Here is a 13,497-nt window from a genome sequence, read left to right on the forward strand (position 1 = left end):
TCCCTTTATTTTTTGCCAAACTGCGGAATGCGATGGTCACCCAGGGCTACGTGAACAACTTGCATTTCTGTGTAAAATTCAAACGCGTAATAACCGCCTTCACGCCCGATGCCGCTGTGCTTAGAACCACCAAACGGTGTTCTTAAGTCACGGACGTTTTGCGAATTAATCCAAAGCATACCTGCATCAATCGCTTGCGAGACACGGTGACCGCGTTGAATATCTTTTGTCCATACATAGCCGGCTAACCCGTAACGTACACCGTTCGCTAATTCAATCACTTCTTCTTCATCCCGGAACGTCATCACCGCTAAAACCGGTCCAAAGATTTCTTCCTGTACGACACGCATCGAGTTATCGGCGTTAAGTAAAAGGGTTGGCGGCACATAGTTGCCGCGGCTGTATTCTTCAGGCACGCTTCCTTGATACACGTCGCACCCTTCTTCTTTTGCAAGCTCAAGATAGCTTTTCACATTTTCACTGTGCTTCGTATGAATTAACGGCCCGACTTGAGTAGATTCATCTAACGGATCACCAACTGTAATGTGATCGACACGCTCTTTTAACTTAGCAATAAAGTCTTCCGTTACGTCCTCATGAATATAAAGTCGAGAATTCGCTGTGCAGCGTTCACCGTTAAAGGAGAAGATCCCCCACGTACAAGCATCTAACGCTCGATCGAGATCGGCATCGTCAAAAACGATAATGGGAGATTTTCCACCAAGCTCCATGGAGAAACGCTTGAGCGCATCAGCTCCATTTTTCATAATTTCAGAGCCTGTCGTCGTTTCTCCGGTAAAAGAAATCAGCTGGACGTCTTCATGGGCGACAAGTGAAGCTCCTGCTGTTTCTCCATAACCATGAACGACATTAAACACTCCATCCGGAAGACCAGCTTGATCAATAATTTCAGCGAGTTTATTTGCCGTAAGCGGAGACCATTCGGCTGGTTTTAAGATCACCGTATTACCTGTAGCCAGCGCCGGAGCAATTTTCCACGTTTCTAACATGAACGGTGCGTTCCACGGCGTGATTAATCCCGCCACTCCTACCGGTTTATGAATTGTATAATTTAAGAACTCATTATCTACCTGATAAGCATCGCCTACCATGCGGCTTGACACCATCTCGGCGTAAAAACGGAAATTTTGTGAAGCACGGCTCACCATTTTTTTCGTGATGCTAAGCGGCAGGCCGGTATCATAAGATTCCAGAGGCGCTAGTTCTTCGACGTGCTCATCAATCAAGTCAGCAATTTTATAAACGTAAGCAAGACGTTCGCTTTGCTTCATTTTTCCCCATTCGCCTTTGAATGCTTTTTTCGCAGCCATAGCTGCTTTATGAATGTCTTCCTTTCCTCCTGAAGCAACATTGTTAATTTTTTCATTCGTAAACGGATTGATGTTATCAAATGTTTGATTTGATTCCGCGTTTAAAAATTGGCCGTTTATGTACAGTTGAACATCCTGAACATTGGCCAGCGCCTTCCGTTTCACATCTGCGGCAATATGCAAGTCACTCATGAAAGATCCTCCTCCTAGAAATGATAGCGCTTACTTTCGTTCCCTTTAAAAATGCAAACCCTTCCAAAAAAGTTTGCAAATATTCGATAAACTTTGTATATTCAAGTTATCACATCAAAAAGTATATGAAAAATATCTATAAAATTTACTTTCTATACATAAAAAGTATAAATAAAGGAAAGGGGTTTGACGTTGGACTTAAAACAATTGCGTTACTTCAGAACGGTAGCGGAGGAGCAGCAAGTAACTAAAGCCGCCAAAAGACTGCATATGGCACAGCCACCGCTCAGCCAGCAAATTAAACTTATGGAGGAAGAATTAAACTTGAAGTTATTTGACCGCCAGGGCCGGAAGCTCGAGCTGACCAAAGCAGGCGAAATTCTTTTTGAGAAAGCCGGACGCTTGCTGACCGAATTCGATGAAACGCTGATTGAAGTACAAGAGACAAGCGAAGGCATGCGCGGTAAAATGCATATCGGATCCACAAAGTCATGTTTTTCTTATTTAAGTACAGCGCTGAACGTATTTAAAACCCAGCATCCTAATATGACGTATCAGCTTCGCGAGGGAGATACTTACTTTTTAGAAGAGTGCATTAAGAACAGGGAAATCGAGCTCGCGATTGTTCGTATGCCTATGCAGTCGGAAGAGTTTAATATGCTGAGGCTTCCTTCAGAGCCTTATGTACTCGTCGCACCTGAGTCATGGAACATTAGCAGCCATGGCGATGCGATTGAATTTGAAGAACTGCGCGACGTTCCGCTTATGCTGCTGCATCGTATTAGCGGCAGAGGCCAATTTGAATTAATCGTGGATGAGTTTCGTGATCACGGAGTCGAACCTCATATTACGTGTGAATGTCCGGACGCCACGATGTTATTGTCCCTTGTTGCGAGAGGTGTCGGCGCTACCATTGTGCCCGAGTCTACGCTTAAAGCTTTTGCTTTTCACAATATGAGAAGCTATCGCCTTTCCGGAGCGAAAATTAAGGCAGAATCGGCCGTCATTTGGCAAAAGGACCGGTACTTAACAAAAGCTTCCCAACGACTAATCAAGACGTTTGAAGATCAATTTTGTTATGTATGATTAAGGGTTCTGTGAGAAGCAAATTGCTTTAAAGTCAAAAGTCGACTTCTGGTATTCCTTCTTTTTATTCTGGAGAATAAGAACAGGCAAAAAGAGCGGCTGTACACAGAGCAGGACGACAAGTCTCCTCCTTTTTCCAAAAATAGATGATCAGAGTCATTGGTTTAAGAGAGATAAATAATTTATGGCTACAAGTTGAAGTAAAGTAATAATGTCAAAAATTACGATAAAAAAATGGAACCATATAATTGCAGATTCTTAGCGTAGTCAAAACGTGAAGGCTCCTGTGGGAACAGCACGAGTCGAAGATCCCCCAGGAAAGCTCCCTTTGCTTTCCGAGGAATCTGAGGCCGTGCAAGCGTTTTGACGGAGCGGTGGTAATAGTCCTTACTTGGCACACAAATGATCCGAACGAATTTCATTAGAATCGTTCGGATCATTATTTGGTCTATTCTATTTTGTCCTCTTATTACTGGACCGCGTCTATTTTTTCTTTATTCCACCCCGTTTTTTCTTTAGACTTCGTCATCACACTTACTCCCACAAACACTATAGTAGATAAAGGCAGAGCGTAAACTAAAGGATCAATGTGCGTCCATGGATAGGGAAGTAAAAAATCTCGGCCAAACAGAGCTTGTGATACACCAAAAGCTGTCGATTGAGAGCTTTTTAAAAATAAGAAACCAAATACGCTTATCGAAAATCCAACAATCATACTTGCAGAAGCCCCTTGTTTTGAAGATCCTTTCCAGAACAAGGCTCCTGTTAATGCTGGTAAAAATCCAGCCGCACAAATGCCAAACCAAAAAGCAGTCGCTTGCGCAATGATCCCTCCCGGTAAGGCGTACGCCAGGACAACCGCCAATACCATACCAACAATTACACCTAGACGGTTCGTACTGATTTTGCCTGAGAATACTTTTTTCACACCGATCGTCCTTAGAATATCTTCTCCAAACGCTGACGATTGAACGTGAATTAAGGAGCTGACTGTAGATAACGTGGCGGAGATCAACGTCAGCGTAAATAAGTAAACAAACCACTCGGGCATTAATTCGCTAATTAAGCGTGGAATGACAAGATCGGTGTTTCCTTCCGCAGCTTGAATAGCAAGCTGACCGTTCGTTTCCATAAAATAAACGTTACTGAGCGGACCGATAATGTAAGCCGCTCCTGCCATAAAGAATATAAAAATTCCACCGACGATGACGGATCGATAAAGAGATTTGTTACTCGACACGGTCATGCTTCTCATCGCTAGCTGCGGCTGAGCCAATACGCCGATCCCGACACCTAAAATCATCGTACTGACGAGCGTCCACCACATCGGTGAACCCATGTCCGGCATGCTCATCCAGCCGTTATGCCCATCAGCTGCCAAGTCTTCAGGAACCATAGATTTCATCGCCTGCAGTGCCTGATGGCCTTCAAATAATCCGCCGACCGCATGATACGTGACAAATAAAAAGATAGACATCCCGATTAACATGATCACTGCCCCAAATGCGTCCGTATACATAACCGCTTTTATTCCCCCGGAAATAACGTACACTGCGACGATGAAAGCAAGGATGAGCAGCGCAACATTGAAGTTAATAGCGAGCGATTCTTGTAAAAATCGTCCGCCCCCTATTAACACTATACTTGTGTAAGCCGGCATGAAAATAAAAATCATAATACCCGAAAACACGGTAATGAACTTGGAGTCATAATGCTTTCCTAAAAATGTGGGAAAGGTTGTTGCATTCATCTTGGAAGACATTTTACGAATTCGTTTTCCAAACACCGCAAATGCTACAAAAATTCCTAACACAATATTTAGGAAAGCGAGCCATAACAAGCCCATTCCATAAACAGAAGCTACTCCTCCAAACCCAACCATAGCTGACGTACTAATAAACGTGGCTCCATAGGATAATGCCATGATGATCGGATTGGTGTTCCTGCCTCCGACGAGAAAGTCTTCCTTCGTGACGGTCTTTTTATACCCGTAATAGGCGAGCCAGGACATAATGCCTATATACACTAGAACGAGAGGAACTAAGATGGATACATTCACTCCTCTTCCCCTCCTTTATTCCACATCACAGTGCCATATAGAATACATGCGATTGGAGCAAGAATCGTTCCAAACCATACAAAACCCACCCAGAAATCATCAAAGCCAAACATATCATTTCCTCCCTTTTTTAGATTCAAAGTTTATCGAATAATTAGTAAACGCTTTCAAAATAAAATAGTCAGAAATATGAAACAATTAAAGAGTATCACTGTATGTTTCATTTGATAAATACAAATTATATTGCTTTCTTGTACGAAATTCATATAGATAAATAAAGGACGGGCATAAAAGATAATTGTCACCTGAAAAGAAGAATAATTTACGATCATTCAAAAATGAATTCCATATTGCGTAGTCAACTTACGAAGACTCCACAGGAAATTGTTCTTTGCTTTCCGAGGAAGCTGAGTCCGTGCCCACGGAAAGCGGAGTATTTTGACGAAGCGGCGTACATTCGATGTAATATAAATAATCCGAACTGATTTCAATAGAATCGTTCGGATTATTTTACGCTTTATTCAGTTTTTTCCCGTCCTGCTAGAATAACTATCGTTTTGTCCCGGCCTCATGAAAAACGCTGATGAATGTTGTTCGATTTATAAGTGGCATGTTGAAACTCAGCGAGCTCAAGTGATAAAGCTAAGTAATGCTCATTCATATAGTCATTGAAATGGGTCTTCATCACTTGAAAAATGGCATCACATACGTCGCTCTTCTCATTATCACTGCGACCTTTTCCAATCTTAATCCTGGTGTGCACGAAAGCATCGTTTTCTTTTCCATCCGCCACGTAATAATCTTTCACTTCGTACGCCCGACTCCGAATCCCGCCAATAGGAAAGACACCTTTCTGAGCGATAACGGCTTCGTTTATTTTCTCCAACAGTTTCTTTATATCCGTATGAGCAGACAAATTATCCGTATACTCTAAGATAATATGCGGCATAACGCTCCCCCCTATTCAATCGTATTTTTCAGCTGGCCTAGTCCTTCAATCTCTGTAATAACTTCATCTCCCACTTTGGTATCTACGGTACCTTTCGGCGTCCCTGTTAAAATAAGATCACCTGGGTTTAACGTCATAAATCCGCTTAAATACTCGATTAAATGCGGGATACCAAAAATCATATCCTTGGTAGATCCTTCTTGCACTTTTTCACCATTTACAAAGGTACGCAGCTTTAAATTCATCGGATCTGTAATGTCAGAGGCATCAACAAACCAAGGGCCAAGAGGAGTACTGTGATCACGGTTTTTCACACGCAAGTTAGGCCGGTAATAGTTTTCGAGATAGTCACGGAACGCATAATCGTTGGCAATCGTATAGCCAGCTACATAATCGTAAGCTTCGGACTGTCTCACGTTTTTCGTCTGCTTTCCAATGACCACAGCAAGCTCACACTCATAATGCATATGGGTCACATCTTGTGGACGCTTCGTACGACCGCGATGACCGATAAACGTATTCGGTCCTTTTAAAAATACAAGTGGTTCCTCAGGCGCTTGAAATTCGAGCTCACTGGCATGATCCATATAATTAAGCCCTAATGCAAAGCACGTTTTTGTCTGAATCGGAGGAAGCCAGACCACTTCCTCCTCGGTGACCGTTTTTCCGTTTGAAAGCTTAAGACGATCCTCCATCAACGCGGCATGAAAAATATCTCCTTCATAAGCTACACGTGCCGATTTCATGATTGGACCCTCCTGACTTTATTTTCCAATACACCAAGCTCGGCTGATTCAATTCTTACCGTATCTCCTGCTGTGACTTTGGGCAGATCATGCCCGCATCCAATCATTAGCACGTCGCCTTTAAAAAGCGTCATGAATTCTGTTACATCCTGCAGTAATTTTGGAATAGGTCTAACCAGGTCTTCCGTTAAAAACTGCTGCTTATGATCCCCATTAACGTAGACGTTTATTTCTAAGTCTTCAGGTTGCGTGACGTCTGCATACGAGACAACCCACGGGCCGATTGGGCAAAAGCCATCTCGTGCTTTTTCTTTAATCGCCGGCCGAAACACATTGTCATGAGGGATGCTAATATCATTGACGAGCGTGTACCCTTCGATAAAATCATAGGCTTCCTTTTCGGAGATTTTCGAAGCTTGTTTTCCTATGACAATACCGATGCTTGCTCCTACATGCAGCTCGTCTGTTTCCAGAGGCAGTTCCACATCAGATTGATGGCCCGCTAACGTATTGATTGGCTTTATGTACAGTACAGGTGCTTTTGGCGGTTGTTTGTAGGGCGCTGCGTTTAACTGCTGCCCCATCGCTTCCACCGCCTTGCGATCATTTAAAAGGGTGCCATATACGGTGCCATTAACGGGGGGCGCCCACGATTTTATTGAAGCATCATCTACCTGAAGCACACCGTTCATTGAGGAAGCTTGAAGCAGCTCGTCGTAATGTCGGCTATTCATTCGTGCGCGTACGTTTATACTCATCCTCAGTCCTCCTTCATTTTTCAAATATTCAATAATTTAAAAATAACACTCCCTTTTCTATATATAAAATATCTATAAACTTTAGAAACCATATGAAAAAAATATTCATATAAAACCATGCTGCGACAAAAATCATCCGAACGATTTTGTAGAAATCAGTTCGGGTGATTTATGTTCAAAAAAAAATCTTCACCATCGCTCCGTCAAAACTCTTGTGGCCACTGAAACAGTCCTTTCTAATCTAATAGAACTGTTAAAGTTGGTTGTTGAATCTCATGAGCTTGTCGGTGGATGCTTGCCGCGGGCACGACCTCAGCTAACTTGGTCAAGCAGTTCACTTGACCAAGTGGATCTTCGGCTCGCGCTGTTCCCGCGACGCACCGGACGTGCTAGTGTCGATGTTGGCCACAGGACGTGGCCGGTTTTAATCGACCAGGCGTCACCACCAAACGCTCATTGTGGAATCAACAGAGATCAATCTACAGACCCATTCGTATGTTCAAATATCTCATTCTAAGAACCATCGACATGTCCTTCAACTATTTCCTTGAAATGGCTCCACAAGATGACGTCATTGTTCGCAGCTTATTTAACACGGATATGAGATGTCCTCATCTTCGGCTCTCCAAGGCATGAGCATTCAAGGTACGATGGCAATTTTCACAGCTAATGATCTTAACTACGCTCATGATCTGCATTTATACGAACATTTGTATTTTGACATCACTGTTTTACTTATGGCCCAGCCTCTTTCTCGCATGCTTTTTTAAAAACTCCCACATTACGTTCGTGGCATTCAGTTCACGACAAACTTTTCCGGCCTGCCAGTTCTCCTGCTTCACAGGCCCGCCTGGCCACGTATGACCTGTATCCTTCATCGAATAAAACACGACTTCGTTTGAATGGTCTCTGGAGTAAAATCTTCTCCGAGTGATGCTGCCATCTTTCGCAATCTCCTCTTCTACAGGAAAAGGAAGTGAGCGGGCAAACAACATAACTGTTTGTTCCGCTGACAACAGCTGGTCAATCAAAAATCCTGGATCTTCTTTTCCGTCATAAGGAACGACAGGATCGTCCTCTCCCATAAAGAAAATAAGTGGCATTGACTCCGCCCAGGATGCCTTTTCAGCTACTTCTTTTACGGCGGGTCCTGCTACGCCTCCAACGCCAGCGAACAATTCTGGGTACTCAATCGCCATCTTTATGGAAAAGGCTGATCCATTGGAAAAGCCCGTTACATAGATACGCTCTTCATCTATCGTGGTTAGCGAACGGAAGTAATCAATCATGCGCATGACAAATCCTACATCATCGACTTCATGTTGATAAGCCGCATTTTTATGCCGTCCTTCATTAAACTGTTTAGACATCGGGTCTTCCGAATCTAACTGCAGAGCTTCAGGAAAAACGAAACAGGCATTTTCCTCTTCTGAAAGCTCGTGAAAATGAGTCAGTCCCATATGATGCCTGGCGCTGCTTCCTGCTCCGTGAAAGCAGAAAACGAGCGGGATCAATCCTCCTTGGGCAGAAGGAAGCGTGTAGTAAAAACTTCGCTCTCCATCTTTAGATGGAATGGTATCTATGGCCACTTGTACGTGTGATTTCATAGCATCTCTCTCCGTTTAGGCGTCTTTTTCTAACATAGGTTCTTCATATGAAACCGCATCTTCATTTAATGGAGGCAGGGCAAATCCTGTATAACCATAAATAATCGCGATCACCGGTGTGATAAAGCAAATAAAGGCATACGGTATATATCCCATTCCAATATTAAGCGTCGACATAATGAACACACCTGTTACCCCCCATGGAATGAGCGGGTGAATAATCGTACCTGCATCTTCTAATGTTCTTGATAAGTTTTTCGGATGCAGGTTGGCGTTTTTATAACTGTCCTCCAGCATTTGGCCAGGCAAAATAATCGATAAATACTGTTCGCCAACCGCGACGTTAACGCCTAAGCATGAGAGGACGGTTGATAGTACAACGTTGCCCCGGCTTTTTAAGAAGTTTCGCATGCCATCAATGATCGCATGAGCAATGCCGATTTCTTTAATGATTCCTCCAAACGATAAAGCAATTAAAATAAGGGATACGCCAAAAAGCATACTATCTAAACCACCTAATGACAGCAGGCTGTCAATGGCTTCATCTCCCGTTTCTGCGGTATACCCAAAGTGAGCGGTACTCATGATCTCGCCAAAGGTAACACCAGGAACGGTATAGAACGTCGTAGCTACAGCTGCAATCAGTCCAATAACAAGAGCAGGAATGGAGCTCACTCGTCTAAACGCAAGTACAATAATTAATAATGGGGAAATAAGAGCAATAGGTGTCAAATTGTACTCGCTGTTTAGCGTGGAAATCATCGCTTCTACATTACCCGTACTTGCTGTATCCTGGGTCGTCATAAAACTAATAACTCCAAAGATAATCAGCGTAATTAGAAGGCTCGGTACTGTCGTCCAAAGCATATGTTTTATATGCTGGAAAATATCTACCTTAGCTGTGGCAGCCGTTAAGTTCGTTGTATCTGACAGCGGCGACATTTTATCTCCGAAGATGGCACCACACACAATAGCTCCGGCTGTCATGGCTGGTGAGATCTCCATTCCGTACGACACACCCATAAGAGCAATCCCGATCGTACTTATGGCGCTCCACGAGCTTCCCGTCATTGTAGCAACAACGGCTGTAATAATAACAGCTGAAACAAGAAAAATGGAAGGCGACAACACGTGAAGTCCGTAAAACGTAATAGTCTGCACTGTTCCGTTAAGCACCCAAACCCCTACTAAAATTCCAATTAAGCTAAGAATTAAAATGGCTGGTACGCCATGGGACACTCCTTTAGTTATGGCTTTCTCTAATTCCTTCCAGGAATAGCCGAGCTTAAATCCATAAAGCGTAACGATAACGGCAACCAGGACAATCGGAATGTGTGGGGCAGCTTCAAAAATGAGAATGCTGACGCCAAGAATGGCCACTACAGTTAAGAAAACGATGAGCGACATGGCAAACGAAGGTATTCTTTTTTCCACAATACGCCTCCTCACTTTTTTTAACGATCGACTACACTAACTTCACGAGCATTTTCGCCGGATGATGAATATAATCCATAAACCGATTGACGAAAGCTGCTGCCTTCGCGCCATCTGCCACACGGTGATCGAACGTAAAGGAAACATTCATCACATCGCGAATAACAATTTCTTCATTTATGACTACAGGAGCCCTTTTCGTTTTATGAAAAGCCATCAATCCTGTTTCAGGATAGTTTAAGATCGGTGTGGCGCCTGTACTTCCCAGAGGACCTACGTTACTAATCGTAAATGTCCCTTTTGATAAATCGGATGCAGCTAACTGATTTTCCTTCGCTTTTCTAGTCAACTCTTTCATGTCCTGATGAATACGCTCCACAGACTTTTGCTCTACATTTTTAATGACAGGAACGATTAACCCTTCTTCTGTATCCGTGGCGATCCCGATGTTATAAACAGGCTCAAGCTCAATGCGTCCTTCCTCTTCATTGAGCTTAGCGTTAAAGATACGATGCTCCTGTAACGAAAGCTGAATCGCTTTTATAAAAAACGCAGCAACAGAAATAGATGCCCCTTGCTGCTTAAGGTTACCCTTCAGTGATAGTAATTCGGTCATCATCACTTCATCAAAATGAGTGACATGGGGCGCTGTATAAAGCGACTGCTCCATTTTCTTGGCAATTTGCTTCCTGCGGCCTCGGAACGGAATAAATTCCGGTTCTGCTTCTTCTTTAACCTCTGCATGCGTTGGTTCAACAACCATTTCTTCCGTTAATGTATGCGCTTTCAAAAATCGGTAAATATCCTCATCTGTAATTCGTCCGGAAGGCCCTGTACCTGTTACATCTTCAATATTCACGTCATGTTCTCTGGCAATTCGGCGAGTATGCGGTGATGCCTGCACTCGTTTATTCGGATTTTCCGTTTTATAGGGTTTCGTACTCGTTCCTGCTCCACCAGCGGCAGTAAGAGCCGGCTGTTTTGCTACACGTTCAACAAGCATCGAGTCAGAACTGGTTGTTTGAAGCGACAGGATCGTCGTTCCTACTTCCACTACATCTCCAATGTTAAATCGAAGAGCCTCTACCACTCCATCAGCGGGAGCTGTCAGTTCAGCTGTCATTTTGTCTGTTTGAATCTCGACAAGCGGCTCATCATTTTTGACACGCTGACCTGGTTTTACGTAATAATGTAAAATTTCTGCTTCGTGCATGCCTTCTCCAATATCATGTAACTTTACTTCCATTCGTCTATCCCCCTTCTCTTAATATTTCAGCGTATGTTCAACAGCAGCTGTAACTTTACGTGCACTTGGTAAGTAGTCCTGCTCTAACGAATATACAGGAACGGGCGTATCAAATCCTGTCACTTTTTGCACAGGGGCTTTTAGATAGAAAAACGCGGCATCGTTAATGACCGAAATAATATCGCCGCTGACGCCTCCGGTTTCTGGAGCTTCATGAACGACGACGACTCTGCCCGTTTTCTCCACGGATTGTTTAATCGCTTCTTTGTCTAGCGGATACAACGTACGCAAGTCTATGATTTCACACGTGGCCTCATGAGCTGATTCCCATTTTTGAACAGCCTGCACAGTATCCTGTACCATAGCTCCCCACGTTAAAATCGTTACATCATTTCCCTCTTTTACTGTAGAAGCTTTCCCTAATGGAATCGAATAGTTGTCTTCCGGTACCTCTGTTCGTCCTGTACGATAGCAGCGCATCGGCTCAATAAATAAAACAGGATCGGGATCCTTAATGCTTGCGATCAAGAGCCCTTTCGCATCGTATGCATTTGATGGAGTGACGACCTTTAAGCCTGGTATATGTGTAAAAAGGGCTTCCACACTGTCCGAGTGAATTTCAGGTGCTTTTACTCCTGCTCCATAAGGCGCACGAATGACCATTGGAACTGTATAGCGACCAAGCGAACGCTGCCTCATCCTCGTCGCATGAGTCATAATTTGATTAAACGCAGGGTAAATAAACCCAAAAAATTGCATTTCACAAATTGGTTTGAATCCATTTACTGCTAGACCGACCGAAGTCCCGATAATACCGGACTCAGCCAGCGGCGTATCTACGACCCGTTCTTCACCAAACTCCTGCACTAAGCCATCAGTCGCTCGAAACACCCCGCCATTAACTCCGACATCTTCCCCTAAAACAAGGACAGACTCATCCTCTCGCATCATCGTCCGCATCGCATCGGTAATAGCTTGCACCATCGTTAACTTCTTCACTTCTGTCGCCACTGTCGTCATTGGCTGACCTCCTTGCCCACACGCTTATGCTGCTCCCGCTGCTCTTCAATCGTCCACGTCGGTTCAGCAAACACATGATCAAACAGCTGATCAATGTCAGCAGCCTTAAAGCCTTCAGCTTCCTTAAGCGCATGATTGATTTCTTCGGTAATCTCTTCTTCCATTCTTCCTTTTTCCTCGTCGTTCCACCAGCCTTGATTTTTCAGAAGACGTTCAACTCGCAGCAGCGGGTCCGTTGTTTCCCGGCGGATTTCACTTTCTTGCTGATCCCGATATTTAGACGGATCATCTGCCGTCGTATGGGCGCCATACCTCCATGTTACGGCTTCAATGAGTGTGGGTCCTTCCCCATTTCGAGCCCGTGCCACTGCCTTTTTTGTTTCATAATAAACGGCCACAATATCGTTACCGTCCACGCGAAGACTTGGTATATCATAAGCGAGACCTTTTTGCGCAATGGTTTTCGACTTCATCTGTTTTTCCATAGGCACACTAATCGCAAAGCCATTATTCTGATTAAAAAATACGACAGGTGTGTTAAACACGCTGGCAAAATTCAGCCCCTCATGAAAATCGCCTTCTGACGTTGCCCCATCACCGAAATAAACGATCGACACCCGGTCGCTGTTTTTCTTTTTCTCCGCCCAGGCTGTACCTGTTGCGTGAAGCAGCTGAGAGGCAATCGGCACGGCTGGAGGAAAAATATTCTTGCCCTCAGGCGGGATACTCCCTTCCAAACGCCCTTTCCAATAGAGAAATAGATTACGCAGGGAATGCCCAAACGTCATTGTTGCCGCATGATCTCGATAGGTTGGAAACATCCAATCCCCGTCCTCCACGGCTAAAGCACTGCCGACTTGAGCTGCCTCTTGCCCTTCATACTGAACATATGTCCCAATCCGGCCTTGGCGCTGAAGATTTAAACATTTTTTATCCATCATCCTCGCCCGCAGCATCGTTCGATAAAACTCATAAAGCTGGTTTTGATCAAGCTTCGTTTCATCGTGAATCAGTTCACCTTTTTCATTCACATACTGAACAATCGGAAATTGATTTTCTACCCCCATTT

At 43.9% G+C, this 13,497-nt stretch carries 12 protein-coding genes; 1 reads left to right on the plus strand and 11 read right to left on the minus strand.

Going from position 1 to position 13,497, the window contains the following annotated elements; all coding sequences use genetic code 11:
- Positions 1 to 5: 5 nt before the first annotated feature.
- Complete coding sequence (hpaE, locus tag IEV27_RS05560) at positions 6 to 1,523, minus strand: 5-carboxymethyl-2-hydroxymuconate semialdehyde dehydrogenase (protein WP_188376441.1); 1,518 nt, start codon at positions 1,521 to 1,523, stop codon at positions 6 to 8.
- A 192-nt stretch (positions 1,524 to 1,715) separates the two neighbouring features.
- Here hpaE and IEV27_RS05565 point away from each other — a divergent pair, with 192 nt between their 5' ends.
- Positions 1,716 to 2,609 carry a LysR family transcriptional regulator gene (locus tag IEV27_RS05565; RefSeq protein ID WP_188376442.1) on the plus strand — a complete coding sequence of 298 codons (894 nt, stop codon included), beginning with the start codon at positions 1,716 to 1,718 and terminating at the stop codon, positions 2,607 to 2,609.
- 469 nt (positions 2,610 to 3,078) lie between these two features.
- On the opposite strand, the gene IEV27_RS05570 is transcribed toward IEV27_RS05565, so the two are convergent.
- From IEV27_RS05570 to pdhA, 10 genes are all read right to left on the minus strand, one after another.
- Positions 3,079 to 4,668, minus strand: a complete 1,590-nt coding sequence (locus IEV27_RS05570) for a sodium:solute symporter family protein (protein ID WP_188376443.1) — start codon at positions 4,666 to 4,668, stop codon at positions 3,079 to 3,081.
- Positions 4,665 to 4,781 carry a symporter small accessory protein gene (locus IEV27_RS20070; protein ID WP_342590295.1) on the minus strand — a complete coding sequence of 39 codons (117 nt, stop codon included), beginning with the start codon at positions 4,779 to 4,781 and terminating at the stop codon, positions 4,665 to 4,667. Before IEV27_RS20070 ends, IEV27_RS05570 begins: the two co-directional genes overlap by 4 nt.
- A 455-nt stretch (positions 4,782 to 5,236) precedes the next feature.
- On the minus strand, positions 5,237 to 5,617 hold the full coding sequence (locus tag IEV27_RS05575) for a 5-carboxymethyl-2-hydroxymuconate Delta-isomerase (protein ID WP_188376444.1): 381 nt from the start codon (positions 5,615 to 5,617) through the stop codon (positions 5,237 to 5,239).
- Between the two features lie 11 nt (positions 5,618 to 5,628).
- Complete coding sequence (locus IEV27_RS05580) at positions 5,629 to 6,363, minus strand: fumarylacetoacetate hydrolase family protein (RefSeq protein ID WP_188376445.1); 735 nt, start codon at positions 6,361 to 6,363, stop codon at positions 5,629 to 5,631.
- Entirely contained in the window at positions 6,360 to 7,121 is a 762-nt protein-coding gene (locus tag IEV27_RS05585) for a fumarylacetoacetate hydrolase family protein (protein ID WP_188376446.1), read from the minus strand. Before IEV27_RS05585 ends, IEV27_RS05580 begins: the two co-directional genes overlap by 4 nt.
- 731 nt (positions 7,122 to 7,852) lie before the next feature.
- Positions 7,853 to 8,728 (minus strand): CE1 family esterase, encoded by an 876-nt coding sequence (locus IEV27_RS05590; RefSeq protein ID WP_188376447.1) that lies wholly within the window; start codon positions 8,726 to 8,728, stop codon positions 7,853 to 7,855.
- A 15-nt stretch (positions 8,729 to 8,743) separates the two neighbouring features.
- A complete protein-coding gene (gene nhaC, locus IEV27_RS05595; RefSeq protein ID WP_188376448.1) occupies positions 8,744 to 10,162 on the minus strand; it encodes a Na+/H+ antiporter NhaC in 1,419 nt (472 codons plus the stop codon).
- A gap of 31 nt (positions 10,163 to 10,193) precedes the next feature.
- Positions 10,194 to 11,408 carry a dihydrolipoamide acetyltransferase family protein gene (locus IEV27_RS05600; protein ID WP_188376449.1) on the minus strand — a complete coding sequence of 405 codons (1,215 nt, stop codon included), beginning with the start codon at positions 11,406 to 11,408 and terminating at the stop codon, positions 10,194 to 10,196.
- An 18-nt stretch (positions 11,409 to 11,426) separates the two neighbouring features.
- On the minus strand, positions 11,427 to 12,428 hold the full coding sequence (locus IEV27_RS05605) for an alpha-ketoacid dehydrogenase subunit beta (RefSeq protein WP_188376450.1): 1,002 nt from the start codon (positions 12,426 to 12,428) through the stop codon (positions 11,427 to 11,429).
- Positions 12,425 to 13,495, minus strand: a complete 1,071-nt coding sequence (pdhA, locus tag IEV27_RS05610; protein ID WP_188376451.1) for a pyruvate dehydrogenase (acetyl-transferring) E1 component subunit alpha — start codon at positions 13,493 to 13,495, stop codon at positions 12,425 to 12,427. The genes IEV27_RS05605 and pdhA overlap by 4 nt, the downstream gene beginning before the upstream one ends.
- Positions 13,496 to 13,497 lie beyond the last annotated feature (2 nt).

This window comes from Halobacillus andaensis (assembly GCF_014636475.1).
GTDB lineage: Bacteria > Bacillota > Bacilli > Bacillales > Halobacillaceae > Halobacillus_A > Halobacillus_A andaensis.